This is a genomic window from Streptacidiphilus sp. ASG 303 (assembly GCF_020991365.1).
In the GTDB taxonomy this organism is placed as follows: domain Bacteria; phylum Actinomycetota; class Actinomycetes; order Streptomycetales; family Streptomycetaceae; genus Peterkaempfera.
Genome location: NZ_JAJLRA010000014.1, coordinates 85,287 through 110,233, shown reverse-complemented (window position 1 = coordinate 110,233; position 24,947 = coordinate 85,287). Strand labels below are relative to the sequence as shown.

Sequence of the window (24,947 nt, the reverse complement as noted above, 5' to 3'; positions counted from 1 at the left end):
CGCGGGGAGCCGCCGGACCCCTCGTACGGGCCGCCGGCCGGCCCCCCGTACGAGGAGCCGCCCGACCCCGCCGCCCCGGCCGCCCGGCCGGGGTGGCCGGGGCGGCCGCGGCACCCGGCGCGCTGGTTCGACGACGACGCCGGACCGCTGGTCCGCCCGTACGCCGTCACCCGCGGCCGGACCGGCTCGGCCGACGGCGCCTTCGACCTGATCGCCCAGGTCGCCAGCGAGGTCCTGCCCCACGAGGACCCGCCGGTCGGGCCCGAGCAGGCGGCCATCCTCGACCTGTGCCGGTCCGGCCCGCTCTCGGTGGCGGAGGTCGCCGCCGGACTGGACCTGCCGCTCGGCGTGGTCCGGGTGCTGCTGGCCGACCTGCTGGACGCCGCGTACATCCGTGTCAGCCGGCCGCTGCCGCCCGCCCTGCTCCCCGACGAGCACATCCTCAGGGAAGTGATCAATGGACTCCGTGCGCTCTGAGAGATCCCCGCACGCCCCCGCCGCCGCACCGGAGGGGGGCGGCGGGGACGGCCAGGTGCTGGCGCTGAAGATCCTGGTGGCCGGCGGCTTCGGCGTCGGCAAGACCACCCTGGTCGGCGCGGTCAGCGAGATCCGGCCGCTGCGCACCGAGGAGCAGCTGACCGAGGCCGGTGCGGGCGTGGACGACCTGGACGGCGTGGAGCAGAAGACCACCACCACGGTCGCCATGGACTTCGGCCGGATCACCATCCGGGAGGGGCTGTCGGTCTACCTCTTCGGGACCCCCGGCCAGGACCGCTTCTGGTTCCTGTGGGACGAGCTCGCCCAGGGCGCCCTGGGGGCGGTCGTGCTCGCCGACACCCGGCGGCTGGACGACTGCTTCCCGGCGGTGGACTTCTTCGAGCGGCGCGGCATCCCGTTCGTGGTGGCGGTGAACCGTTTCACCGGCGCCCCCGACCACGCGGCGGAGGACGTGGCGCTCGCCCTCGACCTGGACCCGGGCACACCGGTGATGCTGTGCGACGCCCGCAGCCGGGCGTCCGGCAAGGAGGTCCTGATCCGGCTGGTGGAGCACGCCGGGCGGGTGCACGCCGCCCGCCTGCTGGAGACGTCCGGGAGCGGCCCCGCGGCCCGCTGACCCCGTCCCGCACGGGCGGCGGCCGCACGGGGGACGCAGCGGCCCCGCCCGGGGTCCGGGCGGGGCCGCTGCGGTCCGGGCGCGCCGCCCTGCGGCGCGGCGCGCAGGGCTACAACGCGGCGGGCTCGCCGTGCTGGGCCGGGACGGCGGCCTCCTCCGCGCCGGGGTGCGGCTCCCCGGCGTCGGCGCCGTCCTCGCGGAACGGCCGGTCGCCGGAGAGCACGGCCTCCAGCTGCTCGCGGTCCAGCTCCTTCGTCCAGTGGCCGATCAGGACGGTCGCCACGGCGTTGCCCGCGAAGTTGGTGAGCGCGCGGGCCTCCGACATGAAGCGGTCGATGCCGACGATCAGGCCGACGCCGTCCACCAGCTCCGGGCGGTGCGACTGCAGGCCGCCCGCCAGGGTGGCCATGCCGGCGCCGGTGACGCCGGCCGCGCCCTTGGAGGCGACGACCATGAAGAGGAGCAGCGAGACCTGCTGGCCGACGGAGAGCGGCCGGTCCATGGCCTCGGCGATGAAGAGCGCCGCCATGGTGAGGTAGATGGCGGTGCCGTCGAGGTTGAAGGAGTACCCGGTCGGCACGGTGATGCCGGCGACCGGACGGCTCACACCGAGGTGCTCCATCTTGGCGATGAGTCGGGGCAGGGCGCTCTCGGAGGAGGACGTGGAGAGGATGAGCAGGAACTCGCGGCCGAGGTAGCGGAGCAGCGCGAGGATGTTCACCCCGGCCGCCAGCCGCAGCAGGCCGCCGAGCACGACCAGGACGAAGAGCAGGCAGGTGGCGTAGAAGCCGAGCATGATCATCGCCAGGCTCTTCAGGGCGTCGACGCCCGTCGCCCCGACCACCGCGGCCATCGCGCCGAAGGCGCCGACCGGGGCCGCCCACATGATCATCTGCATGATGCGGAAGACCAGCCGCTCCAGGTGCTTCACCCCGCGCAGCACCGGCTCGCCCGCCGGGCCCAGCGCCTGGAGCGCGAAGCCGACCAGCAGGGCCACCAGCAGCGTCTGCAGCACCTCGCCCTCGGTGAGGGCCGAGACCAGCGAGGTGGGGATGATGCCGAGCAGGAAGTCGGTGGTGCCCTCCGCGGCACCGCCCGCCTGGGCCTGTCCCGCCTTGCCGATCGCCTCGGTGAGGTGCAGGCCGGAGCCGGGGTGGACCAGGTTGCCGACCACCAGGCCGATGGCCAGCGCCACGGTCGACATCACCATGAAGTAGCCGATGGCCAGGCCGCCGACGGCGCCGACCTTGGCGGCCTTCCGGACCGAGCCGATGCCCAGCACGATCGTGCAGAAGATCACCGGGCTGATCATCATCTTGATCAGGTTGACGAAGCCCGTGCCGAGCGGCTTCAGCTCCACGGCGACGCCCGGCGCGGTCAGCCCCAGCACGATGCCGGCGACCACGGCGGCGATGACCGCGAGGTAGAGGTAGTGGGTTCTGTCCCGGCGGCGGCCCGGTACGGGGCCCGCCTCGGGGGCGGCGGACGTCATGAGCGGCTCCTTCGGCCCGGCGGCAGCGGCGGGCTTCGACGGCGGCCCGGGTGGTGGGCCGCTCCGACTATGGGGGGCGGAGTGAGCCGGGTCACGTTTGCGTTCATAACGTTCACGCCCCGCCGCCCCGCCGCCCCGCTCCCGCGCGGCGTGCGGCAGGCCGCGCACCAGTGCGTGCCCGGACGTGCCCGGACGCACCCGCACGCACCCGCACGCACCCGCCCATGCCCGCACGCGTCGCCCGGCCGCCGGGCGGCCGCCGGGCGGGCCCGCCGAACCCGGGGACGGCCGCCGGCCCGGCCCGGGGCACACTGTGGGGCATGACCGCACGCCCCGCCCGCCCGCGCCGCGCCCCGCGCCGCCGAGCCCCGCGCCGCGGGCGCCCCCGCAGCCTCGCCGGGCAGCTCTTCGCGGTCCAGACCGTCATCGTCGCCGCCGTCGTCGCCGGCGGCGCGCTCCTCGCCTGGTTCAGCGCCGCCGCCCGCGCCGAGGACGCCGCCCGCCGCCAGGCCGTCTCCGCCGCCCGCGCCGTCGCCGACTCGCCCTCGGTCCTCGCCGCCGTCCGCGCCCCCGACCCCTCCGCGCTCCTCCAGCCGTACGCCGAGCGCGTCCGGCGCGACACGGGCGTCGACTTCGTCACCATCATGGACACCCGCGGCATCCGCTGGACCCACCCCGACCCGTCCCGGATCGGCGAGCCGTTCCTCGGCCACATCGACGGCGCCCTCGCCGGGGGCACGGTCCAGGAGACCTGGACCGGCACCCTCGGCCCCTCCGTCCGCGTCGTCACCCCTGTCCTCGACGGGCGCCACCGGGTCGTCGCCCTCGTCAGCGCCGGCATCACCGTCGGCTCCATCAGCGCCCGGCTGCGCCCCCTGCTCCTCGCCGTGGCCGCCGTCGCCGCGGCCGCCCTCGCCGCCGGCGGCCTCGCCACCTACGTGGCCAACGCCCGGCTGCGCCGCCACACCCACGGCATGGGCGCCGCCGAACTGGCGCGGATGTACGAGTACCACCAGGCCACCCTCCACTCCGTGCGCGAGGGCCTGCTCCTCCTCGACGGGGACCACCGGGTCGCCCTGTGCAACGACGCCGCCCGCGCCCTGCTCGCCCTCCCCGACGACGCCGAGGGCCTGCCCGTCGACCGGCTCGGCCTGCCCGCCCCGCTCACCGCGGCGCTCCTCGGCGCCCCGCCCCGCCGCGACGAGGTCCACCTCACCGCCGAGCGGGTGGTCGTGCTCAACACCTCCGCCATCGGCGACACCCCGGCCCCCGGTGACGCCGCCGGCGGCGCGACGGGTGACACGACCGGCGACGCGACCGCCGGCGGGGGCCGCGGGCTCGGCACCGTCGTCACCCTCCGCGACCACACCGAGCTGCAGGCGCTCAGCGGCGAACTCGACTCCGTCCGCGGCTTCGCCGAGTCCCTGCGCTCCCAGGCCCACGAGGCCGCCAACCGGCTGCACGCCGTGGTCTCGCTGATCGAACTGGGCCGCACCGACCAGGCCGTCGAGTTCGCCACCGCCGAACTCGCCCTCGCCCAGGAGCTCACCGACCGCGTCGTCGGCGCCGTCTCCGAACCCGTCCTCGCCGCCCTGCTCCTCGGCAAGGCCGCCCAGGCCGCCGAGCGCGGCGTCGACCTCGCCCTCACCGAGGACAGCCGCATCGACGACCGGGTCCTCCCCGACACCCTCCCCGCCCGCGACCTGGTCACCGTCCTCGGCAACCTCGTCGACAACGCGGTGGACGCCGCCGTCGAGGGCGCCGCCCGCCACCCGGGCCCGCCCGCCGTCACCGTCACCGCCCGCACCGAGGGCCCCGCCCTGCTCCTGCGGGTCGCCGACACCGGTCCCGGCCTCGACCCGGACGCCCTCCGGCGGGTCTTCGACCGGGGCTGGTCCACCAAGCACGACGCCGGGCCCTCCGGGGCCCGCGCCCACGGCCGCGGCCTCGGCCTCGCCCTGGTCGCCCAGGCCGCCCGGCGCAACGGCGGCACCGTCGAGGCCGGCGGCGGTGAGGACGGCGGCGCCGTCTTCACCGTGCGGCTGCCGCTGGCCCGCGGTCCGCGGCCCGCCGCGGCCAGAAGCGCCCCGGAAGCCGCCGCCCCGGAGGCCGCCGCCCCGCCGTCCGCCGCCCCGCCGTCCGCCGCCCCGCCGTCCGCCGCCCCGCCGTCCGCCGTCCCGCAGGCCGCCGCAGCGGGCGGGGCGGAGCAGCCGTGACGGCCCCGGGAGCGACCCCCGAAGCCGCGCCCGGCGGCAGGCGCGCCCTCGACGTGCTGGTCGTCGAGGACGACCCGGTCGCGGCGGCCGCCCACACCCTCCACGTCGGGCGCACGCCCGGCTTCCGACCCGTCGGCACCGTCCACACCGCGGCCGCCGCCCGCCTCCTCCTGGACCGGCGGCGCGACGAGGGCACCCCCGTCGACCTGCTGCTCCTCGACCTGTACCTGCCGGACGGCCACGGCCTCGGGCTCTGCCGCGCCCTGCGCGCCGCCGGGCACACCACCGACGTCATCGCCGTCACCTCGGCCCGCGACCTGGGCATGGTCCGGCAGGCGGTCTCCGCCGGGGTGGTGCAGTACCTGCTCAAGCCGTTCGGCGGCGCCGCGCTGCGCGACCGCCTGGAGCGGTACGCCCGCTTCCGCGACACCCTCGCCCGGCCGGGCGAGGCCGCCGGGCAGGACGAGGTCGACCAGGCCTTCGCCGCGCTGCGCACGCCCGAGCGGACCGGCCTGCCCAAGGGCCTCAGCGCGCCCACCCTCGACGCGGTCACCGCCGCGCTGCGGGACGCCGCCGAACCGCTCTCCGCCCGCACGGTCGCCGAGCAGGTCGGGGTCTCCCGGATCACCGCCCGCCGCTACCTGGAGCACCTGGCCGCCGCGGGCCTGGCCGCCCGTGAGCCCCGGTACGGCCAGGTCGGCCGCCCCGAACTCGGCTACCGCTGGCAGGGCGGCCCGGCCGTCTGACGGGCCGCCGGCCCCGCGTGGACGCGTCGGCCCCGCCGGGGCGTGCCCCAGGGGCGGACCGCCGCCGTGCCACGGCCCCGGAGCGGCCCGTGGAGGCCGGAGGTGCCGGCGGGCCGCGGCCGGAGCCGCCGCCGACCCGATGCCGGGGCGGGCCCGCCCCGGCTACAGTGGCCCGGTGCGTGAAACACCCGAGGAGCTCGCCGCACTCCAGGCCCTGCTCGACGCCTCCCTGTCCCGCTCCTCCGCCCACCTCCGCTCGATCACGGCCGGGCACACCCTGACCGCGGAGCAGCTCACCCGGGTCCTGACCGGCGTGTGCACGCTCGCCCTGTCCACCGTGACGGCGGGGGGCGAGCCGCGCATCAGCGGTGTGGACGGGCACTTCCTGCACGGCACGTGGTGCTTCGGCACGGCGCGCAGCGCCGCCAAGGCCCGCCACCTGGCCGCCCGCCCTGCCGCCAGCGTCGCGCACATGCGCGGCGAGGACCTGGGCGTGTTCACGCACGGCACGGTGGAGACCCTCAACCCCGAGGCCGGCGGGCCGGCTGCGGACTGGCCGGACCTGCTCGCGTACGTCAAGGGCGTCTACGGCGAGGACGCCTTCGACTGGGACGGCGACGTGGTCTTCTACCGGCTGCACCCGCACTGGATGACCGTCTACGCCCCCGACGCCGCGAGGCTCGCCGTCCAGTGACGGCAGGCGCACGGCCGCCCCGCGGCGGGCGGCGGCCCTGCCGTGTGCGCTGCCGCCGCCCGGCGCCCTCCGGGGCACCCGGTGCCCTGCGGGGCGGCCGGCGCCGCACCCCGCCGTGCGGCGCCCCCGGCGGTCCCCGCCACCGGGCCTCGGCGGCCGGCCCCGCTCAGGCCCGGCGGTCCGCCAGCACCAGGTAGCGGTCGTCCGCGTCCGTGTAGCGCGCGAGGTCCCAGCCGGCGGCGGCCAGCACCGGCCGCAGGTTGGGCTCGGCGCGCAGGTCGTCCGGGGTGAGGGCGCGCCCGTGGCGGGCCGCGAGCGCGGCCCGGCCGACCGGGTGGAACAGCGCCAGCCGCCCGCCGGGCCGGGTGACGCGGGCCAGTTCGGCCAGGGCGGCGGCCGGGTCCGGCAGGTGGGAGACGAGCCCGGCGCCGAAGACCGCGTCCAGGCGGGCGTCCGGCAGCGGGAGCCGGGCGCAGTCCGCCACCAGCAGCCCGGCCGTGCCGCCGCGGCCTGCGGCGGCCGCGGCGCGCAGCATCGCCGGGGTGAGGTCGGCGCCGAGGACCGTGCCGCCGTCGCCGACGGCGGCACGCAGCGCCGGCAGGGCGCGGCCGGTGCCGCAGCCCGCGTCGAGCACCGCCTGACCCTCCGTCAGGCCGAGTTCGGCGACGGCCTTCGCGTAGCGGGGGCCGTCGTCGGGGAAGCGCTCCTCCCAGTCCGCGGCGCGCGGGGTGAAGAACGCCCGGGTGCGCGTGTGCTCCGACCGTGCCGCCACCAGCGCGGCGAACCGGTCCAGCACCGCGTCCCGCCACGGGGCCAGCTCGGCCAGCCGCCGCGGCGCGGCCTCCAGTGCCGCCCCGCCGCCGTGGGCCCCCGGCTCCTCCGCGGCGAACACCTCCACGGTCTCCGCCACCGCCTCCAGGTGGAACTGCAGCCCCCACGCCGACGCGCCCACCCGGTACGCCTGCACCGGGTAGCGGTCGCCCGTGGCCAGCAGGACCGCGCCCGGCGGCAGCGCCACCGTGTCGCTGTGCCACTGCAGCACCCGGCGGTCGTCCGGTCCGGACCCGGCGAACAGCGGGTCGGACGCCGCCGCCGCGGTCGGCCGCACCGGCTCCCAGCCCACCTCCGGGCCCGCCTCCCCCCGCCGCGCGGCGCCGCCCGCGGCCTCCGCGAGCAGCTGCGCGCCCAGGCAGAGGCCGAGGACCGGCAGCTCGGCCGCGAGGGCCAGCCGCAGCAGCGCCAGCTCCGCCCGCCGGGAGGGGAAGCCCTCGTCGCGCCAGGCGTCCTGCGGACCGCCCATCACCACGAGCGCGTCGACGTCCAGCAGCTCGCCGGGCACCTCCTCGCCCAGGTGCGTGCGGCAGTGCCGCAGCTCCAGCCCGGCCCGCCGCAGCGCGTCGCCCGCCGCGTAGGGGCCCTCACCGGCCCCGTGCTCGACCACCAGCACCGCCACGGATCGCTCCCTCCGCCTGCATCCGACCGTGCCCGCATCGTACGGGCCGCCTGCCGGCCGGGGGCCGCCCGCCGCCGGCCCGCGGCCGTCTTCCGGCCGGCCTGTCCCGCCTCCACGGTCCCGGCCCGGGGAGCCGCCCCCGCCCGCAGGGCGTGCACGCACCCCGCGGGCCCCTCCCGCGGCCGCCGACCCGCCCGCCGCAGCCGCTGGCGCGGCCGCCGCGACCGGCAGCCCGGCTGCGGCGGCCGCCGTCCCGGGGCCGGGTCAGCAGCAGCCCCCGGCGCCCGGCGCCTCCTGGGGCGGGGCGCCGGTGCCGAGGGCGACCGGGACGGGGGCGGCGGCCGGGGCCGCGCAGCAGCCGCCGCCCGCGTCCTGCTGCGCGTCGGGCCGGTCGAAGAGGCCTGCGCCGCCGCACACGCCGGTCTCCGGCAGGGTGAGCTCGACGCGCTCGGCGGCCTCCCGGTCGCCGGCGAGGTGGGCGGCGACGGAGCGGACCTGCTCGTAGCCGGTCATGGCGAGGAAGGTCGGGGCACGGCCGTAGGACTTCATGCCGACCAGGTGGACGCCCCGCTCGGGGTGGGAGAGCTCGCCCGCGCCGTGCGGCGGGACGGTGCCGCAGGAGTGCCGGTTGGGGTCGATCAGCGGCGCGAGGGCGGCGGAGGCCTCGAGGCGCTCGTCCAGACCGAGCCGCAGCTCGGTCAGGAAGGACAGGTCGGGGCGCAGGCCGGTCAGGACGACGATCTCGTCCAGGTCCCCGGCGCGGCGGCCGTCCTCGGAGACGAGGGCGAGCCTGTCGCCGCTCCGCTCGACGGCGGCGGTGCGGAAGCCGGTCAGGGCGACGGCGTGGCCGCTCTCGACGGCGGCCCTGGCGGCGAGCCCGAGGGCGCCCCGGGCGGGGAGCTGGTCGGCGCTTCCGCCGCCGAAGGTCGAGCCGGTGATGCCGCGGCGCAGGACCCACACGGCGTGGGTGCCGCTCTCCTCCTCGGCCAGGCCGGCGAGTGCGGCCAGGGCGGTGAAGGCGGAGGCGCCGGAGCCGACGACGGCGGTGCGCCGGCCGGCGTACCGGGCGCGGACGGCGGGGTCCCCCAGGTCCGGGACGCGGTAGGAGATGCGGGCGGCGTGGGTCCTCTCGCCGACCGCGGGCAGGCCGTCGGCGCCGAGGGGGCCGGGGGTGGACCAGGTGCCGGAGGCGTCGACGACCGCGGCGGCGGTGATCCGCTCCTCGGTGCCGTCGGCGCGGGTGACGTGGACGGTGAAGGGCTGGTCCTCGCGGCCGGAGTCGACGACGCGGTCGCGGCCGGCGCGGGCGACGCCGGTGACCCGGGCGCCGCAGCGGACCCTGTCGCCGAGGGCGTCGGCGAGCGGCTGCAGGTACAGCTCCACCCAGTCGGCGCCGGTCGGGTAGGAGGCGGGGTCGGGGCGGGTCCAGCCGGTGGGGGCGAGGAGCTTCTCGGCGGCGGGGTCGACCAGTTCGGCCCAGGGGGAGAACAGCCGCACGTGGCCCCACGCGCGCACCGCGCTGCCGGCGGCCGGGCCCGCTTCGAGCACCAGGGCGGGCAGGCCGCGCCCGGTGAGGTGGGCGGCGGCGGCGAGCCCGACCGGGCCGGCGCCGATGACGAGGACGGGCAGGTCGGAGCCTTCGGGCATGGCGATGGTCCCCTTCGCGGTGGGCGGGGCGGCGGCACTCCCGCCCCCCGGCTGATTCGACAAGCGTCGATGTGCTGGCGGTCCCGACCTTGCCACCCGGGATCGACCGGTGTCAACATAGACACATGTCGAATCCGAAGGTGCCGGTCCTGGAGCCGGACGCCGCGCCGTGCTGCCCGCCGATCACCTCGGCCGAGCTGTCCGCCGAGGACGCGGTGCGGATGGCCGCGATGTTCAAGGCGCTGTCCGACCCGGTCCGGCTGCGGCTCTTCTCCAGGGTCGCCTCGCACCCCGGCGGGGAGGCGTGCGTGTGCGACATCCAGGACGTGGGGGTGTCCCAGCCGACCGTCTCCCACCACCTGAAGAAGCTCCGCGAGGCGGGCCTGCTCACCAGCGAGCGGCGCGGCACCTGGGTCTACTACCGGGTCGCACCCTCGGTGGTGGCCGGGATGGCCGCCCTGCTCGACCTGTCCCGCTGACCCGGAGGAGCACCCGGTGCCGCACGCCGCCGCCACCCTCGGCCCGATGGGGCCCGAGCACGCCGAGCAGGTCCTCGCGATCTACCGGGCGGGCATCGAGGAGGGCAACGCCACCTTCGAGACCGCCGCCCCGGCCTGGGACGCCTTCGACGCCGCCCGGCTCCCCGGCCACCGGCACGTCGCGCTGGGGGCGGCCGGCGAGGTGCTGGGCTGGGCCGCGGTGAGCGCGGTCTCCGCCCGGCCCGCGTACGCGGGCGTCGTCGAGCACTCCGTGTACGTGCACCCCGGCGCGCGCGGCCGCGGCGTCGCCGGCGCCCTGCTCCGGGAGCTGATCGCCTCGACCGAGGCGGCCGGGATCTGGACCATCCAGTCCGGGGTGTTCCCGGAGAACACCGCGAGCCTCGCCCTCCACGCCCGGGCGGGGTTCCGGGTGATCGGCACCCGCGAGCGTGTCGCCCGCCACCGCGGGACCTGGCGCGACGTGCTGCTGATCGAGCGCCGCAGCCCCGTCGTCGACTGACCCCGTGCGCACGCAGACGGCCCCGCCCCGTCCGGGGCGGGGCCGTCGGCGTGCGGCGGGGGTGCGGCTACTCGGCCGGGGCGGCCGCGCGGCGGCGGCCGAAGACCGGCGCGACCAGGAGCAGGCCGGCCGCCCCGCCGACCAGCTGCGCGGCGATGAAGCCGGGCAGCGAGCCCGGCGCGATGCCGGCGAAGGTGTCGGTGAACGCGCGGCCGATCGACACCGCCGGGTTGGCGAAGGAGGTGGAGGAGGTGAACCAGTACGCGGCGCCGATGTAGGAGGCGACCGCGACGGGTGCGAACCGGAGGTGGTCGGTCCTGGCCAGGCCGAGGACCAGCAGCACCAGGCCGGCGGTGGCGACGGCCTCGCCGAGCAGCAGGTGTCCGGCCGAGCGGTCGTGGGCCGACCACTCCACCAGCGCCCGGCCGAACATGGCGTCCGCCAGGACCGCCCCGCCGATCGCCCCCGCGACCTGCGCCGCGATGTAGGCGGCGACCTCGCGCGGGCCCGGGCCCCTCGGGTCCCTGCGGCCGGTCCACCACGCGGCGAGCGTGACGACCGGGTTGAAGTGCGCGCCCGATACCGGGCCGAGCAGCAGGATGAGCACGCCGAGGCCGAACACGGTGGCCAGCGAGTTGGCCAGCAGCTGCAGGCCGACGTCCCTGCTGAGCCCGGCGGCCTGGATGCCGGAGCCCACCACCACCGCGACCAGTGCGGCGGTGCCCACGAGCTCGGCCGCCACCCGGTTCGCCAGCGGGGCCGCCGGCGGCTCGGCGGCGCGGGGGTCCCCCCGGTCGGGGGCCGGGTCGGCCCCCGCCGCGGTGGTCTCGGGTACGGCCGCGTCTGTGGCGTTCATCAGGGCACTCCTGTGCGGGGGGCGGGGCGGGGCGGGGCGTGCCGCCGGGTCGGGACCGGGGTGGTTCAGCAGGACCGCCTGCGGCCGGCCGCGGAGGCCTCGCGGGCGGTGGCCGCCAGCCCGGCGAGCTCCGCCGCCAGGGCCGCGATGGCCTCGGGACGCAGCGAGTAGTAGGTGAAACGCCCGCAGGGCTCGGTGTCGACCAGGCCCGCGTCCCGCAGGGCCCTGAGGTGGTTGGACAGGTTGGTCTGCTTGGCGCCGGTCTCCTCCACCAGGTGCGTCGTGCACAGCGCCTCACGGGCGAGGAGCCGCACGATCTGCATCCGCAGCGGGTCGGCCAGCACCTTCAACACATCACCGTCGACTGACGTCACCATGGGCTGATACGTTACCGGGCGCCGGGCCCGCCTGGCGAGTCCCCTCCCCGGCCGCCCCCCGGGGCACTGAGCCGCACCCATCGAAGGAACCACGACGATGCCCGCTCCCGCCGCCTCCGTGCTGTTCGTCTGCATCCACAACGCCGGCCGCTCGCAGATGGCCGCCGGCTTCCTGCGCCACCTCGCCGGCGACCGCGTCGAGGTCCGCTCCGCCGGCTCGGCCCCCGGCGACCGGGTCAACCCGGCCGCCGTCGCCGCGATGGCCGAGCTGGGCATCGACATCTCCGACCGGATCCCGAGGATCCTCACCACCGAGGCCGTCCAGGCGTCCGACTACGTCATCACCATGGGCTGCGGCGACGCCTGCCCGTACTTCCCCGGCAGGAAGTACCTCGACTGGACGCTCGACGACCCGGCCGGCCGTGGAGTCGAGGCCGTCCGCCCGATCCGCGACGAGATCAGGGGCCTCGTCGAGGGCCTCGTCGCCGAGATCGACGCCCGGTCCGGGCAGGAGGGCTGACACCCCCGCGGCCGGCACCGCGCCGGCCCGCGCCGACGTCCGCTCCGCCGGCTCCGGGAGGGCCCGGCCCCCGGCGGCCGGCCGTGGGGGCCGGGAGCCGCGCCGCCGGCCGGCGGGAGCCCTCAGGGGCCGCCGAGGAGGACCTCCCCGGCCTCGCGCACCGCGTAGGCCACCAGGACGTACCCGGCCGCCGGGTCGGCCCACCACCAGCCGGCCAGGGAGTTGAGCACCAGGCCGGCCAGCACGGCGGCGGCCAGCAGGCCGTCGACCAGGGTGACCCGGCCCTCGGTCCTCAGCACCGGGTTGTCCAGCGCGCCGCCGATCCGGGCCTTGCCCGCGGCGAGCGCGAGCATCACCGCGGCGGTCACCGCGGTCCAGGCGATGCCCAGCGGCGAGGGGTGCGGGCGGAAGCCGGCGGCCAGCACCCAGGTGGACTGCACCAGCAGGTAGGCGGCCAGCAGCGCGAAGCCCCCGCCGATCAGCTTCAGTGCGCGCCTGCGGCGCTCCTCCCCGGTGCCGGACAGCTCCCAGACCACGACGGCGGAGGCGCCGATCTCGATCAGCGAGTCCAGGCCGAACCCGGCCAGGGCGACCGACCGCGCCGCGACCGCCGCGACGGCGAGCACCGCGATGCCGGCCACGTTCCAGCCGAGGGTGGCGTACTCCAGGGCGAGGCCGCGGCGGAGCAGGCTCCGGCGGGCGGTGTCATCGGTGCGGGCCACCGCGCGATTGTCCCAGAGCCCCGCCGGCCGCCCGCGGCCGGGCCGGGCGCCCTGCGGGGGGAGGCCGGGTGACGCCGCGTCAGCCGTGCTCGCGGGCCAGCCGGTCCAGGCCCTCCAGGAGGCCGGGGAGGGAGGGCCCGCGGCCCACGGGCAGCACCTGGCCGGGCTCCTCGTCGAGGAGGACGAAGGCGATGTCGTCCGTGCGGGCGACCAGGCTCCAGCCGGGCCCGTCGGCGCGGACGGTGCGGGCGCCGTCCGCGGCGGGGGCGGAGCGCACCCGGCCGGGCGGGGGTGGGTCCCCGAGGTAGGCGGCGGCCTCGCGGAGCACCCGGGCGACGCCCTCGTGCCCGGGGCCGCTCCCCGGTGCGGCGAACCGCACCCCGGCGTCGGTGGAGCCGCGCCAGGCGCGCCAGTCGCGGCCCACGTCGTCGGCGCCCATGCGCCGCTGGGCGGGCCCCCACGCCCCGGGGTCGGGCGGGGCCAGCAGCGGCCCGTCGGCGCCCTCCGGGTCGTGCGGCGCGGGCACGCCGGGGGCCTGCACGGCGAGGGCCAGCGGCCAGCCGGCCCGGGTCGCCACCACGGTCCGCTCCGGCGGGTCGAGGTCGTACTCCAGGCCGCAGTCCCAGGCCGCGACGGCGCAGCCGACGAGCGCCGCGTCGTGGGTGACCAGGGTCCAGCGGGCGCCGGCGGCGTCCTGCCCGAGGACGAGCCCGTACCCCGCCTCCCACGGCTCCAGGGCGAGCGCCCCGCAGGCGGCCGGGTAGTCGTCGGCGAGCACGCTCGGGAACTGCGCGGGGGTCAGCAGCAGCCCGGTGAGGACGTAGAACGCGTCCTCGTCGGCGGTCGTCACCACGGTCCTCCTCGGGGTGCGGGCGCGGCGCGGGCCGCCCGGTGCGCGCAGACTAGCCAGGCCGCGGCGCGGCGTCGAGAGGTGTACGGAGCAACCCGCCCGCCCCGGACGGGCCGCGCGGGTCCGGGGCGGGCGGGCCGGGACGGGGTCCGGCCGGGTCCCGGGTCAGTGCGTGGACACGTCGTCGTAGACGCGGGCCGCCGCGGTGCCCTGGTGGGTGCCGTAGAGCAGGCCGTTGGTCCAAGCCCCGGTGGAGTCGGTGTCGCGGTGGCTGCTGACGCCCACGATCCAGCCCCAGCCGCGGCCGAGCCCCAGGCCGGCGACCCAGGGGCCGCCGCTGCAGCCGTGGCCCATGTCGCACCGCAGGACCAGGGTGTCGTCGGCCGCGCCGACGGGGGAGACGGGCCCCTCGCAGTACCAGAGGTCCTGGCCGTCGAGGTCCGTCCGCCGGTAGCCGTCGAGCGGGTACCCGAAGGTGAACACGTCGGAGAAGGACGTGCCGCCGTCGAAGCGGATGCCCTGCGCGCCGACGGTGTCCTCCAGGTCGCCGCGGGCCGCCTGCGGGTAGAAGGCGAGGGCGGCGACGTCGTAGTGCCAGTCGCCGGTGTTCTGCCAGGCGGGCGTGGTGCCCGCGTACCGGAAGGTCCAGCGGCCGTACGGCTCCGTGCCGCCGCCCGCGTCCGGCACGAAGACGAAGTTGCGGTAGAAGGCGGCCTTCCCGCCGGCGCCCGGGTGGACGCAGTGGCCGGCGGTCCACACCGTGTCGCGGTTCTCGGCGCTGACGACGGCGGCGCTGCACCGGGCGTCCCCGACGGGGGTGGTGAAGTACAGCTGGCCGATGCTGCGGGCCGGCATCATTCCCTGGCCGCCCCAGCGGCGGGCGGTGGGCACCTGGAGCGGGCCGGTGGCGTTCTCCGGGCCGGAGCTGTCCCGCTGCACCTGCTCGGGGGCGCTGCCGGGGACGCTGCGGGGCGTCCCGGGCCTCTCCGGCTTCCCGGCGGTGGAGGGGGCCCCGGCGGCGCCCTTCGGCGCGTGCTGCGCCCGGGGCATCGGCATGGCCCTGGCGGCGCGCATCCGGGCCTTCGTCCAGTACGCGTCGATGCGTGCGGCCTCGGCCCGGCTCGCGGTGACGCCGGCCGAGGCGGTGGCGGTCGGCCGGGGGCGGGCGGCGTCGTGCGCGGGGCTGCCGGCGGCGGGGGCCGCGGCGGCCGCCGGGGCGAGGACGCCCGCGAGCAGCAGGGCCGCGGCGGCGAGCGGTGCGCGGGAGCGCAGCCGCCGGAGCGGCGGACGGTGGTCGGTCACGTCTCCTCCTCGGTTCCGCGGTGCCGCGCGGGCTCCGTACCGCGCCGCCGCCCCGCACGGAGGTCCGTGCGGGGCTGCGGGGCGGCGGCGCGGGACCTGCGCCGCGGCGCCGTCCCCCGGAGGACGTGCGGCCCGGGGTCGTGCGGGGCGGGACGCCCCGGCTGCCGGGCGGCTGTTCGAGTCACCTGCCGCCACCGTAGGGACGGGCCTCGGGGCCCGCCAGCACGTAGGGCCGAACGGGTGACACCCGCGGCCGCACCGGCCGCGTCCGGGCGGCCGGACGCGGGCCGTCCGGTGCCGGGCCGTGCCCCGGGCGGCGCGGGCGCGTTGGACAGGGTGCCGGACGTGCGGACCGGCGTCGGGAGTGCTGCCGGTCAAGGCGGTCGGGGGTGGGCCGGCGCACTCTCCGGCGGCCGGTCCCGCGTGGCGGAGGATCGGCCCGAGGAGGCGTCAATTAAGGTTAGCCTTACCTAAAGAGTGAACCCCGGGCGTCCCCGCCCGCGTATCCCCCGCCTCCCCGCGTACCCGCCCCGCCGTACCGGCCCCGCACCCCCCGCCGTCCGTCCCGCCCGACCGCACCACCCCGCACCCCCTCCAGCCGCCCGCCCGACCGCACCACCCCGGAGCCCCGCCATGACACCCGCCGTCGGCACCCCCCTCGACCGCCCCGTCCCCCCGGGCCGCTCCGCCCCGCCGCTCCCCGCCGGGGAGGCCGTGCTGCGCCGCCAGCGCGCCCGCGAGTCCTCCGCCCGCACCTACGCCCGCTCGTTCCCCATCGTCCCGGTGCGCGCCCAGGGCATGACCGTCGAGGGCGCCGACGGCCGCCGCTACCTCGACTGCCTCTCCGGCGCGGGCACCCTCGCCCTCGGCCACAACCACCCCGTGGTCCTCGAGGCCGTCCGGCGCACCCTCGACAGCGGCGCCCCGCTGCACGTCCTCGACCTCGCCACCGCGGAGAAGGACGACTTCACCACCGCCCTCTTCGAGACCCTGCCGCCCGCCTTCGCCGACCGGGCCCGCATCCACTTCTGCGGCCCCGCCGGCACCGACGCCGTCGAGGCGGCCCTCAAGCTCATGCAGACCGCGACCGGCCGCCGCGGCGTCCTCGCCTTCACCGGCGCCTACCACGGCATGACCGCCGGGGCGCTCGCCGCCACCGGCAGCACCGCGGTCAAGGAGCCGCTGCCGTCCTGCGGCGAGGTCACCCGCCTGCCCTACCCGTACTCCTACCGCTGCCCCTTCGGCGTCGGCGGCGAGCGCGGCGCCGAGCTCTCCGCCGTCTACACCGAGCGGCTGCTCGACGACCCCGGGGGCGGCGTCACCGCCCCCGCCGCGATGATCGTGGAGGCCGTGCAGGGCGAGGGCGGCGCCGTCCCCGCCCCCGACGCCTGGCTGCGCGAGATGCGCCGGATCACCGCCGAGCGCTCCGTCCCGCTGGTCCTCGACGAGGTGCAGACCGGCGTCGGACGCACCGGGGCCATGTGGGCGGTGGAGCACAGCGGCGTCGTCCCCGACGCGATGGTGCTCTCCAAGGCCATCGGCGGGTCGCTGCCGCTCGCGGTCGTCGTCTACCGCGAGGAGTACGACGGCTGGCTGCCCGGCGCCCACACGGGCACCTTCCGCGGCAACACCCTGGCGATGGCGGCCGGCGCGGCCACCCTGCGGTTCGTCGCCGCGGAGGGCCTGGCCCGCCGGGCCGCCGAGGTCGGCGCCCGCATGGCCGCGCGGCTCACCGCCCTGCGGACGGAGCTCCCGGCGATCGGCGACGTCCGGGGGCGCGGCCTCATGATCGGCGTCGAACTGGTCGACCCGGAGGGCGTCCCGGACCGCTGCGGCGCGCTGCCGCCCTCCCCCGCCCTGGCCGTCCGGGTGCGGGCCGCCTGCCTGGCGCGCGGCCTGATCGTCGAACTCGGCGGCCGCCACGACGCCGTCGTCCGGCTCCTGCCGCCCCTGACCATCACCGACGGGCAGGCCGAGGCCGTCCTCGACCGGCTCGCCGACGCCGTCGCCGAGGCCTCCGCCTCCGCCGGCACGGCCGCCGCCTCCGCAGGTACCGCCTCCGCCGACTCCCGGGAGCACGCGTGAACGCCGCCGTCCCCGCGGGCACCGCGCCCGCCCCCGCCGCTGCCCCGTCCGGCCCGTCCCCGTCCGGCCCGTCCCCGTCCGGCCCGTCCCCGTCCGCCCCGTCCCCGTCCGGCCCGTCCCTGTCCGACGCGGCCGCGTGCCTGGCCGGCGCCGCCCGGACCATCGCCCTCTCCGGCGGCGCCGAGGGGCCCCGGGCGCTGCGCCCGCTCCTGGAGACCGTCCTCGACGCGCTCGCCGACGGCGCCGCCCGGCGCGGCGGCCCGCTCCCCGCCGGCGCCCCGCAGGAGCTCGCCGCGCGGGTCGCCGACGAGTTCGCCACCGTGGCCGGCACCGGCGGACCCGAACCCCTCCACCGGCTCACCGCCCTCCTCGCCCACGGCAGCGCCGACCCCGCCGACCCCTCCTGCGCCGCCCACCTGCACTGCCCGCCGCTCGCCCTCGCCGTCGCCGCCGACCTCGCCGCGAGCGCCCTCAACCCCTCCCAGGACTCCTGGGACCAGGCCCCGGCCGCCACCGCCCTGGAGACGCTGCTCGTCCGGGACCTGGCCGCCCTGGTCGGGTACGACCCCGACGACGCCGCGGGCGTCCTCACCTCCGGGGGCAGCGAGTCCAACCTCATGGGCCTGATGCTCGCCCGCGACCACGTCCTCGGCGGAACCGGCGGCGGCACCCGGGACGGCAGCGCCGCCGGCAGCGCCGCCGGCGGCGGCCCGGGCCGGTCCGTCGAACGCGACGGCCTGCCCCCCGGCCGCACCCCGCGCATCCTCGCCTCCGCAGCCGCCCACTTCTCCGTGCAGCGCGCCGCCGCCCTCCTCGGCCTCGGCGAGCGCGCCGTCGTCCCCGTCCCCGTCGACCGCGGCCTGCGGATGGACGCCGACGCCCTCGGCGCCGCCCTGCGCGGCTGCGCGGACCGCGGCGAGACCCCCGTCGCCGTCGTCGCCACCGCGGGCACCACCGACACCGGCGCGGTCGACCCCCTGCACCGCGCCGCCGACCTCGCCGCCGCCCACGGCGCCTGGTTCCACGTCGACGCCGCCTACGGTGGAGGGGCCCTGCTCTCCGACCGCCTCGCCCCGCTCCTCGACGGCACCGCCCGCGCCGACTCCGTCGCCCTGGACTGGCACAAGCTCGGCTGGCAGCCCGCCGCTGCGGGCGTCTTCCTCGTCCGCCGCGCCGAGGCGTACGCGCCGCTGGCCCGCCGCGCCGCCTACCTCAACCCCGCCGACGACGAGGACGCCGGCTACCCCAGCCTCCTCGGCCTCTCGCTGCGCACCACCCGCCGCCCCGACGCGTTCAAGATCGCGGTGACGCTGCGCACCCTGGGCCGCGAGGGACTCGGCCGGCTCGTCGACGCCTGCCACGGCCTCGCCCGCCACGCCGCCGCCACCGCCGACGCCCACCCCCTGCTGGAACTCCACGCCCCTCCCGTCCTCACCACGGTCCTGTTCCACTACCGCCCGCAGCACCCGGGCCTGCACGGCCCCGCCGCCCGCGACGCCCTCAACGCCGCCCTGCGCCGCCGCCTGCTGCGGGAGGGGCGCGCCGTCGTCGGCCGCACCGAACTGCCCGGCGAGGGGCCCGGCCGGGTGCGGCTCAAGCTCACCCTGCTCAACCCGCACACCACCCCCGCCGACGTCGAGCGGCTGCTCCACGCCGTCGCCGCCGCCGGCCAGGCCGAGGAGGCCGCCGCGTGACCGCCCCCGCCCCGGCACCCCTGTCCGCCCGACCCGCCCCGGCACCCCTGCCCGCCACCCGCCCGGAGGCCCCCCGGTGACCCTGCCCCGCCCCGCCCCCGCCGCCGACGCCGTCCCCCGCCCGGCCCCCGCCGTGTCCCGCCCCGACGGTCCCGACGCCGGGGTCCTCGACCTCGTCGGCGTCGGCATCGGCCCGTTCAACCTCTCCCTCGCCGCCCTCGCCGACGCCGTGCCGGGCTTGCGCGCCCTCTTCCTCGACGCGAAACCCGCCTTCTCCTGGCACCCCGGCCTGCTCCTGGAGGGCACCACCCTCCAGGTGCCCTTCCTCGCCGACCTGGTCACCCTGGCCGACCCCACCAGCCGCTGGTCGTACCTCAACTACCTGCGCGCCCACGACCGGCTCTTCCCGTTCTTCTTCTCCGAGCGGTTCCACGTCCCGCGCCGCGAGTACGACCACTACTGCCGCTGGGTCGCCGGGCACCTCCCCTCCTGCCGCTTCGACGCCCCCGTCACCGCCCTGGAGTGGGACGACGCCGCCGGTGCCTTCGCCGTCGTCCACGGCGGCGCGGGCGGACCCCGCCGCGTCCTGGCCCGCCGGGTGGTGCTCGGGGTGGGCACCCGGCCCGTGGTGCCCGGACCGCTGCGGCACCTCCTTGAGCCCGGCCGGGTCCTGCACAGCGCCGACTACCTCGCCCACCGCGACGCCCTCGCCGCCGCGGACGACGTCACCGTGGTCGGCGCGGGCCAGTCCGGCGCCGAGGTGGTCCTCGACCTGCTGCGCCGCCAGGACGGCGACGGGCGCGGCGGGCCGTACGTGCGCTGGCTGGCCCGCACCGCGGCCTTCGCCCCGATGGAGTACTCCAAGATCGGGCTGGAGCACTTCACGCCCGACTACGTCGGCTGGTTCCGGCGGCTGCCCGGCGAGGTGCGCGACCGCATGGTCCGCGAGCAGTGGCAGCTGTACAAGGGCGTCAGCGGCGACACGCTCGGCGCGATCCACGACGAGCTGTACGAGCGCACCGTCGGCGGCGGCGCGCCCCGCGCCGCCCTGCACCCGGCCACCGAGGTCACCGCCGCCGAGCGGGACGGCGACGGCTACCGGCTGACCTGCCGCCACACCCGGCAGGACGCGGAGTCCGCCGTGCGGACCGGCCGGATCGTCCTCGCCACCGGGTACGCCGCCGTCCGGCCGCCCTTCCTGGAGCCGGTCGCCCACCTGGTGGACTGGGACGGGCAGGGCCGCTACCGGGTCGACGGCGACTACCAGGTCGCCCTGGACCCGCGGGTCACCGGCACCCTCTTCGTGCAGAACGCCGAGATGCACACCCACGGCGTCGGCGCCCCCGACCTCACCCTGGGCGCCTGGCGCGCCGCCGTCATCCTCAACGCCGCCGCCGGCCGGACCGTGCTGCGGCTGCCCGCCCGCACGGCCTGGACCACCTTCGGCGTGCCGGAGGACCGGCCCGCGGCCGCCGCCCCCGGGGGCGGGGAGCAGCGGATGCACGGCGCCGACCGGCGCTGAGGCGGGCCCCCCGGACGGGGGGGCGGGGCGGGGGGCCGCCCCGCCCGCCGTCCGGGGGCTGGTGCGCCGTTCAGGGCGCCATGCCGAGCAGCCGCTCGCGCACCTGCCGCCAGCAGTCCTCGTCGGCCGCCACCAGCAGCCCCTCCACGTTGCGGCCGGGCCGGTACGGATCCCCGTCCAGCCGGGCCGAGACGCCGCCCGCCTCGCGGACCAGCAGCGAACCCGGCGCATGGTCCCACGGCAGGGTCCGCCAGAAGAGCGTGAAGTCCTGCTCCCCGGCGGCGACCCGCGGGTACTCCACCCCCGCGGCCCCGCTGCCGCCCGTCACGGACGCGAACCCGCGGGCCCCCTCCGTCACCACGGCACGCATCTCCGGACCCAGGAAGCGGCCCAGCACCGCTCCCCGCCACCGCTCCGGCCCGTCCCCGGCGGGCGCCCGCCGCAGCCGCTCGCCGTCGCGCCAGGCGCCGCCGCCCTTCTCCGCCGCGTACCCGACGCCGCAGACCGGCTGCCATATCCAGGCCGCCACCGCCTCGCCGTCGCGGACCAGGGCGGCCATCACCGCGTAGTCCCCCTTGCCCGCGACGAAGTTGCCCGTGCCGTCGAGCGGGTCGACCAGCCACACCGCGGGCTCGGTCCGCACCGCCTCCACGAGCGAGGGGTCGGCCGAGACCGCCTCCTCGCCGACCACCGGCACCGGCAGCAGCCCGCGCAGCCGCTCGGCGATGATCAGCTCCGCCTCGCGGTCGGCGACGGTCACCAGCTCGCCCGGGGCCTTCTCCACCACGTCGCCGGCGGCGAGCGCCCGGAACCGCGGCTCGATCACCTCGGCCGCCGTCTCGGCGAGGATCTCCGCCACCTTCTCGAACACCACGCGCCCGCTCCTCTCGCTTCCCCCAACTCTCCCATGCCGGTGATCGCCGTGCCGGGCCGGGGACGCGCCCGCGGCCCGGCGCGGCGGACCGCACGCCACGGGCCGTCCGGCCGCCCCGGCCCGGCTCCGCCACCCGCCGGTTCCCGCCACCCGCCGGTCCGCGGTCCGGTTGCCCCCGGCGCCCGTGGCCGCCAGGATGGCGCGGTGCCCGACGCCCCCGCCCCCGAACCGGCCCCCGACCGCAGCCCGGCCCCCGCCCCCGAACCGGCCCCCGACCGCAGCCCGGCCCCCGACCGCAGCCCGGCCCCGGCCCGCAGCGCCCCCTCCGCGGCCGCCCTCGCCGCCGCCCGCGACAACGCCGGGTGGTGCCGCGCGCTGTGCCGCACCCACGGACTGCCGGGGGAGGAGACCGCCGACGCCTGGACCAGCCCCCGCCGCACCCCGCCGTACTACCCCGACGCCGTCACCCTGCGCCCCGGCGCCGACCCCGCCGCCCTGCTCGCCCGGATCGACCACGCGTCCCCCGGCTGCACGGTGAAGGACTCCTTCGCCGACCTGGACCTCGCCCCGGCCGGCTTCCGCGTCCTCTTCGATGCGCAGTGGATCCACCGCCCGCCCGGCGCACCCGTTCCCCCGGCCCCCGCGGACGGAGCGGTCTGGCGCGCCGTCAGGACGGCTGCCGGGCTGGAGGAGTGGCAGCGGGCGTGGGCCGCCCCCGACGGCCCGCCGGACCTCTTCCGCCCCGCCCTGCTCGACGACCCCGCCGTGCGGGTCCTCGCCGCGCACCGCGGCGGCCGCCTCGTCGCGGGTGCCGTCGCCCACCTCGGCGGCGCTGCGGCCGGCGTCTCCAACGTCTTCACCGCCCCGGACCACCCGGAGCCCGCCTGGCCCGGCCTGCTCGCGGTCCTCGCCGCCCGCCGGCCGACCCTGGCCGTCGTCGGGTACGAGCACGGCGGCGACTTGGACGGGGCGCTCCGCCACGGCTTCCGCGCCGCCGGTCCCCTCCGCGTCTGGATCCGCCCGGACTGACCGGCACCCCGACGCGCGGGGTTCACCCGCGTGCAAGGGGGCAGACGGCCCGCAGGGACGGCGGCACGGGGGTGGCGGCATGGAGCGGACCGTGCGCCGACGGCTGGAGGGCGTGGCGGCCGCGGCCTGGTCGGTGGTGTGCGTCCTGGACGTCGTGGGACTCGTCGGGGGACGCTCCGGCCCGCTGCAGTGGGCCGGCGCCGCCGGTGCCGGGATCGCGGCGGCGTGCTTCGCCGCGGCGGCCGTCCGGTCGGGGCGGCGGGACGGGCGCACCCCGCAGGAGGGGGCCCGCGGCGGCGGGCGGCAGGTGGACGCCCCGCCCCCGCCCCCGCCCTCCGGCGGCCCCCGCTGAGCGCCCAGCCCCGCTGAACGCCGAGCCCCGCTGAACGGGTCCTTCCCGGCTGTGCGCCACGGAGCGCGCCGGGCCCCCGCAGCGGCCGGCGGGGCCGCCGCGGGGGCGTACGGCAGGGGCTCCTACGGCGTCGCCTCCAGGTCCAGGCCGAGCCGGTCGGCCAGGAAGCAGAGGGTGTCGGCGGCGAGGCCGACCGTGCGGGAGACGGAGCGGGCGCCGTGGCCGACGTCCTTCTCGCGGCGCAGCAGCACCGGCCGCTCCGCCGGGTCGGCGGAGGTCGCCCACTGCAGGGCGGCGCAGAGCTTGCGGGCGTGCAGCGGGTCGACCCGGGTGTCCTGGTCGAAGACGGTGAAGAGCACCGCCGGGTACGCGGTGTCCTTCCGCACCCGGTGGTAGGGGGAGTACGCCAGCAGCCAGGCCAGCTGCTCCGGGTCGTCGGCGGTGCCGTACTCCTCGTTCCAGGTGCGGCCGAGGCCGAACCGCTCGTACCGGACCATGTCCAGCAGGGGCGCGGAGCAGACCGCGGCCGCGTACAGGTCGGGGCGCTGGGTGACGGCGGCGCCGACCAGCAGCCCGCCGTTGGAGCCGCCCGAGATCCCGAGGCCGCCGGGCTCGCAGACGCCGTTGTCGAGCAGCCACCGCGCGGCGGCGTGGAAGTCGTCGAAGACGTTCTGCTTGCTCCCCATCATCCCCGCGCGGTGCCACTCCTCGCCCTCCTCCAGCCCGCCGCGCAGGTTGGCGACCGCGTAGACGCCGCCCGCCTCCACCCAGGCGAGGATGTTCGCGGAGAAGCCGGGGGTCAGCGACACCTGGAAGCCGCCGTAGCCGTACAGCACCGTGGGGCGCGGGCCCGGAGGCAGGTCGGTGCGGGCGACGAGGAACATCCGCACCCCGGTCCCGTCCGCCGACGGGTACACGACCTGGCGGACCGCCACCGGCGGCAGCTCCACCCGGCCCGGCGCCTCCGCCCAGACGTCGACCGCGCCGGTGCGGCCGTCGTAGCGCAGCACCCGGTCGGGGGCGGTGTGGTCGCCGTAGCCGAACCACACCTCGTACCCGCCGCCCGGCACCAGCGGGTCCGACGGCGACAGGCTGCCGACGCTGCCGAGCCCCGGCAGCTCCACGGTGTGCAGCCGCTCCCCGGTGGCCAGGTCGTGCACGGCCAGTTCGGAGACGGCGTGCCGGCTGCGGCAGACCAGCAGCCGGGGCCGCCAGTCCGGGTCGCTCCCGTCGCCGTGCAGCACGGCGACGTCCTCCAGGACGGCCTCGGGGTCCTGCGGCACCAGGTCGGTGAGGAGCCGGTCCCACTCCTCCTGCGGCACGCCGTCCGGCCCGCCGGCCGCCGCGTACAGCTCCGCCGGGTCGCCGACCAGCACCCGGCCGCGCGGCGCGTCCGCGTCGGTGAAGACGTAGGCGCGGCCGTCGTGGCCGACGCCGAGCGAGGTCTGGTCGTCGCGGCCGGTGCGCAGCGGCCGCAGCGCGGGCCGCTCGGCCGGGGAGGCGTGCAGGTCGGCGAGGTACAGGTCGCTGCGCGGGGCGGTGCCCGCCGAGGCGCTGACGGTCAGCCAGCGGCCGTCGCGGCTGACCCGCACGTCGTAGTAGTTGGTGGCGGGCAGCCCGGCGCCGAAGACCTCCGGGTCCTCGTCGGGGTCGGTGCCCAGCCGGTGCAGGTGCACCCGGCGGTGGTACTGCTCCTCGCCCTCGGGCACCAGGTGGGGCGCGAGCCGCCGCACGTAGTAGAAGGCCTCGCCGCCCGGCAGCCAGGCGACGGGGGAGTAGCGGGTGCGGTCGATCGGGCCGTCGACGGCCTCGCCGGTGGCGGTGTCCAGCACCCGCAGCGCCGACTCCTCGGTGCCGCCCTCGGAGAGCTGGTACGCCAGCAGGCGCCCCTCGTGCGAGGGCGACCAGGCGTCGAGGGTGGTGGTGCCGGCCGGGTCCACCCGCATCGGGTCGACCAGGACCCGCTCCGCCGCGCCGCGCGGGCCGGGACCGCCGTCCCCGCCGGGGTCGGCGGTGAGCAGCACCGCGTGCTCCTGTCCGGGGGAGCGGCGGGTGAGGAAGCGGTGGCCGCCGCACCAGAACGGGCTGCCCTCGAAGCCGGCGCCGTTGAGCTCGGCGAGGCGGGCGGCGGTGCGCTCCCGGCCGCGCCAGCCCCGCCGGGCGGACTCCAGCAGGGCGTCCTGGGCCTCGGACCAGCGGCGGGTCTCCGGGCTGTCCGGGTCCTCCAGCCAGCGGTAGGGGTCCTCGACCCGGTGGCCGAAGAGGTCGTCGGCGGTGTCGGTGCGGCGGGCGGGCGGGTAGGGGCCGGCGGTGCCGGGGCGGGCGTCCTGGGCGGGCTGGGTCACCATGGCGGCAGCGTAGGCGATCCGGCGGCGGGGGGAGGGGCGCCCACGCGCCCGACCG

General features: G+C 78.7%; 23 protein-coding genes. 13 read left to right on the top strand and 10 right to left on the bottom strand.

Annotated features, from left to right (window positions below; all coding sequences use genetic code 11):
* Window positions 1-147 precede the first annotated feature (147 nt).
* Window positions 148-477: a DUF742 domain-containing protein gene (locus LO771_RS18725; protein ID WP_230654047.1), complete on the top strand. Its 330-nt coding sequence runs from the start codon at window positions 148-150 to the stop codon at window positions 475-477.
* Window positions 458-1,114 (top strand): ATP/GTP-binding protein, encoded by a 657-nt coding sequence (locus LO771_RS18720; RefSeq protein ID WP_374228192.1) that lies wholly within the window; start codon window positions 458-460, stop codon window positions 1,112-1,114. The genes LO771_RS18725 and LO771_RS18720 overlap by 20 nt, the downstream gene beginning before the upstream one ends.
* Before the next feature lie 109 nt (window positions 1,115-1,223).
* Here LO771_RS18720 and LO771_RS18715 read toward each other — a convergent pair whose 3' ends face one another.
* The gene (locus LO771_RS18715) at window positions 1,224-2,606 is read right to left on the bottom strand and encodes a cation:dicarboxylate symporter family transporter (RefSeq protein ID WP_230653956.1); all 1,383 of its coding nucleotides are present in this window, start codon (window positions 2,604-2,606) and stop codon (window positions 1,224-1,226) included.
* A gap of 320 nt (window positions 2,607-2,926) precedes the next feature.
* On the opposite strand from LO771_RS18715, the gene LO771_RS18710 reads away from it, so the two are divergent.
* The 3 genes from LO771_RS18710 to LO771_RS18700 all read left to right on the top strand — a co-directional run bounded on the left by LO771_RS18710 (window position 2,927) and on the right by LO771_RS18700 (window position 6,262).
* Window positions 2,927-4,822: a sensor histidine kinase gene (locus LO771_RS18710; protein ID WP_230653954.1), complete on the top strand. Its 1,896-nt coding sequence runs from the start codon at window positions 2,927-2,929 to the stop codon at window positions 4,820-4,822.
* Entirely contained in the window at window positions 4,819-5,568 is a 750-nt protein-coding gene (locus LO771_RS18705) for a response regulator (RefSeq protein WP_230653952.1), read from the top strand. Before LO771_RS18710 ends, LO771_RS18705 begins: the two co-directional genes overlap by 4 nt.
* A 175-nt stretch (window positions 5,569-5,743) precedes the next feature.
* On the top strand, window positions 5,744-6,262 hold the full coding sequence (locus LO771_RS18700) for a pyridoxamine 5'-phosphate oxidase family protein (RefSeq protein WP_230653949.1): 519 nt from the start codon (window positions 5,744-5,746) through the stop codon (window positions 6,260-6,262).
* Window positions 6,263-6,428: 166 nt separating this feature from the next.
* Here the strand turns inward: LO771_RS18700 and LO771_RS31380 are convergent, their stop codons facing one another.
* Complete coding sequence (locus LO771_RS31380; RefSeq protein ID WP_308188942.1) at window positions 6,429-7,715, bottom strand: methyltransferase domain-containing protein; 1,287 nt, start codon at window positions 7,713-7,715, stop codon at window positions 6,429-6,431.
* A gap of 264 nt (window positions 7,716-7,979) precedes the next feature.
* Window positions 7,980-9,362: an FAD-dependent oxidoreductase gene (locus tag LO771_RS18685; protein ID WP_230653948.1), complete on the bottom strand. Its 1,383-nt coding sequence runs from the start codon at window positions 9,360-9,362 to the stop codon at window positions 7,980-7,982.
* 125 nt (window positions 9,363-9,487) lie between these two features.
* Between LO771_RS18685 and LO771_RS18680 the strand changes: the two genes are divergently transcribed.
* Window positions 9,488-9,841: a helix-turn-helix transcriptional regulator gene (locus tag LO771_RS18680; RefSeq protein WP_230653947.1), complete on the top strand. Its 354-nt coding sequence runs from the start codon at window positions 9,488-9,490 to the stop codon at window positions 9,839-9,841.
* Between the two features lie 46 nt (window positions 9,842-9,887).
* Window positions 9,888-10,361, top strand: a complete 474-nt coding sequence (locus LO771_RS18675; protein ID WP_230654041.1) for a GNAT family N-acetyltransferase — start codon at window positions 9,888-9,890, stop codon at window positions 10,359-10,361.
* 67 nt (window positions 10,362-10,428) lie between these two features.
* On the opposite strand, the gene LO771_RS18670 is transcribed toward LO771_RS18675, so the two are convergent.
* Window positions 10,429-11,217 (bottom strand): aquaporin, encoded by a 789-nt coding sequence (locus tag LO771_RS18670; protein ID WP_230653946.1) that lies wholly within the window; start codon window positions 11,215-11,217, stop codon window positions 10,429-10,431.
* Between the two features lie 65 nt (window positions 11,218-11,282).
* A complete protein-coding gene (locus LO771_RS18665; protein WP_230653945.1) occupies window positions 11,283-11,594 on the bottom strand; it encodes a helix-turn-helix transcriptional regulator in 312 nt (103 codons plus the stop codon).
* Window positions 11,595-11,691: 97 nt separating this feature from the next.
* On the opposite strand from LO771_RS18665, the gene LO771_RS18660 reads away from it, so the two are divergent.
* Complete coding sequence (locus LO771_RS18660) at window positions 11,692-12,114, top strand: arsenate reductase ArsC (protein WP_230653943.1); 423 nt, start codon at window positions 11,692-11,694, stop codon at window positions 12,112-12,114.
* Window positions 12,115-12,236: 122 nt separating this feature from the next.
* On the opposite strand, the gene LO771_RS18655 is transcribed toward LO771_RS18660, so the two are convergent.
* The 3 genes from LO771_RS18655 to LO771_RS18645 all read right to left on the bottom strand — a co-directional run bounded on the left by LO771_RS18655 (window position 12,237) and on the right by LO771_RS18645 (window position 14,988).
* Complete coding sequence (locus LO771_RS18655; RefSeq protein ID WP_230653941.1) at window positions 12,237-12,836, bottom strand: cation transporter; 600 nt, start codon at window positions 12,834-12,836, stop codon at window positions 12,237-12,239.
* Between the two features lie 79 nt (window positions 12,837-12,915).
* Window positions 12,916-13,686 (bottom strand): hypothetical protein, encoded by a 771-nt coding sequence (locus LO771_RS18650; protein WP_230653938.1) that lies wholly within the window; start codon window positions 13,684-13,686, stop codon window positions 12,916-12,918.
* Window positions 13,687-13,851: 165 nt separating this feature from the next.
* On the bottom strand, window positions 13,852-14,988 hold the full coding sequence (locus LO771_RS18645; protein WP_230653935.1) for a serine protease: 1,137 nt from the start codon (window positions 14,986-14,988) through the stop codon (window positions 13,852-13,854).
* Window positions 14,989-15,621: 633 nt separating this feature from the next.
* Between LO771_RS18645 and LO771_RS18640 the strand changes: the two genes are divergently transcribed.
* The 3 genes from LO771_RS18640 to LO771_RS18630 all read left to right on the top strand — a co-directional run bounded on the left by LO771_RS18640 (window position 15,622) and on the right by LO771_RS18630 (window position 20,289).
* Window positions 15,622-17,073, top strand: coding sequence for a diaminobutyrate--2-oxoglutarate transaminase family protein (locus LO771_RS18640; protein ID WP_230653934.1), 1,452 nt, complete (start codon window positions 15,622-15,624; stop codon window positions 17,071-17,073).
* Between the two features lie 140 nt (window positions 17,074-17,213).
* Window positions 17,214-18,767 carry a pyridoxal-dependent decarboxylase gene (locus tag LO771_RS18635; protein WP_230654039.1) on the top strand — a complete coding sequence of 518 codons (1,554 nt, stop codon included), beginning with the start codon at window positions 17,214-17,216 and terminating at the stop codon, window positions 18,765-18,767.
* A gap of 76 nt (window positions 18,768-18,843) precedes the next feature.
* A complete protein-coding gene (locus LO771_RS18630) occupies window positions 18,844-20,289 on the top strand; it encodes a lysine N(6)-hydroxylase/L-ornithine N(5)-oxygenase family protein (RefSeq protein WP_308188941.1) in 1,446 nt (481 codons plus the stop codon).
* 70 nt (window positions 20,290-20,359) lie between these two features.
* Here the strand turns inward: LO771_RS18630 and LO771_RS18625 are convergent, their stop codons facing one another.
* Complete coding sequence (locus LO771_RS18625) at window positions 20,360-21,163, bottom strand: inositol monophosphatase (RefSeq protein ID WP_230653927.1); 804 nt, start codon at window positions 21,161-21,163, stop codon at window positions 20,360-20,362.
* Window positions 21,164-21,367: 204 nt separating this feature from the next.
* Here LO771_RS18625 and LO771_RS18620 point away from each other — a divergent pair, with 204 nt between their 5' ends.
* Window positions 21,368-22,192 carry a hypothetical protein gene (locus tag LO771_RS18620; protein WP_308188940.1) on the top strand — a complete coding sequence of 275 codons (825 nt, stop codon included), beginning with the start codon at window positions 21,368-21,370 and terminating at the stop codon, window positions 22,190-22,192.
* Window positions 22,193-22,271: 79 nt separating this feature from the next.
* The gene (locus LO771_RS18615) at window positions 22,272-22,544 is read left to right on the top strand and encodes a hypothetical protein (RefSeq protein ID WP_230653925.1); all 273 of its coding nucleotides are present in this window, start codon (window positions 22,272-22,274) and stop codon (window positions 22,542-22,544) included.
* A gap of 122 nt (window positions 22,545-22,666) precedes the next feature.
* Here the strand turns inward: LO771_RS18615 and LO771_RS18610 are convergent, their stop codons facing one another.
* Window positions 22,667-24,892: a prolyl oligopeptidase family protein gene (locus LO771_RS18610; protein ID WP_230653923.1), complete on the bottom strand. Its 2,226-nt coding sequence runs from the start codon at window positions 24,890-24,892 to the stop codon at window positions 22,667-22,669.
* Window positions 24,893-24,947 lie beyond the last annotated feature (55 nt).

Bases quoted from the DNA above. Each gene is read 5' to 3' on its own strand.
- LO771_RS18720 (WP_374228192.1), top strand. From the start codon at position 458: ATGGACTCCGTGCGCTCTGAGAGATCCCCGCACGCCCCCGCCGCCGCA.
- LO771_RS18715 (WP_230653956.1), bottom strand. From the start codon at position 2,606: ATGACGTCCGCCGCCCCCGAGGCGGGCCCCGTACCGGGCCGCCGCCGG.
- LO771_RS18710 (WP_230653954.1), top strand. From the start codon at position 2,927: ATGACCGCACGCCCCGCCCGCCCGCGCCGCGCCCCGCGCCGCCGAGCC.
- LO771_RS18685 (WP_230653948.1), bottom strand. From the start codon at position 9,362: ATGCCCGAAGGCTCCGACCTGCCCGTCCTCGTCATCGGCGCCGGCCCG.
- LO771_RS18680 (WP_230653947.1), top strand. From the start codon at position 9,488: ATGTCGAATCCGAAGGTGCCGGTCCTGGAGCCGGACGCCGCGCCGTGC.
- LO771_RS18675 (WP_230654041.1), top strand. From the start codon at position 9,888: ATGGGGCCCGAGCACGCCGAGCAGGTCCTCGCGATCTACCGGGCGGGC.
- LO771_RS18670 (WP_230653946.1), bottom strand. From the start codon at position 11,217: ATGAACGCCACAGACGCGGCCGTACCCGAGACCACCGCGGCGGGGGCC.
- LO771_RS18665 (WP_230653945.1), bottom strand. From the start codon at position 11,594: ATGGTGACGTCAGTCGACGGTGATGTGTTGAAGGTGCTGGCCGACCCG.
- LO771_RS18660 (WP_230653943.1), top strand. From the start codon at position 11,692: ATGCCCGCTCCCGCCGCCTCCGTGCTGTTCGTCTGCATCCACAACGCC.
- LO771_RS18640 (WP_230653934.1), top strand. From the start codon at position 15,622: ATGACACCCGCCGTCGGCACCCCCCTCGACCGCCCCGTCCCCCCGGGC.
- LO771_RS18615 (WP_230653925.1), top strand. From the start codon at position 22,272: ATGGAGCGGACCGTGCGCCGACGGCTGGAGGGCGTGGCGGCCGCGGCC.
- LO771_RS18610 (WP_230653923.1), bottom strand. From the start codon at position 24,892: ATGGTGACCCAGCCCGCCCAGGACGCCCGCCCCGGCACCGCCGGCCCC.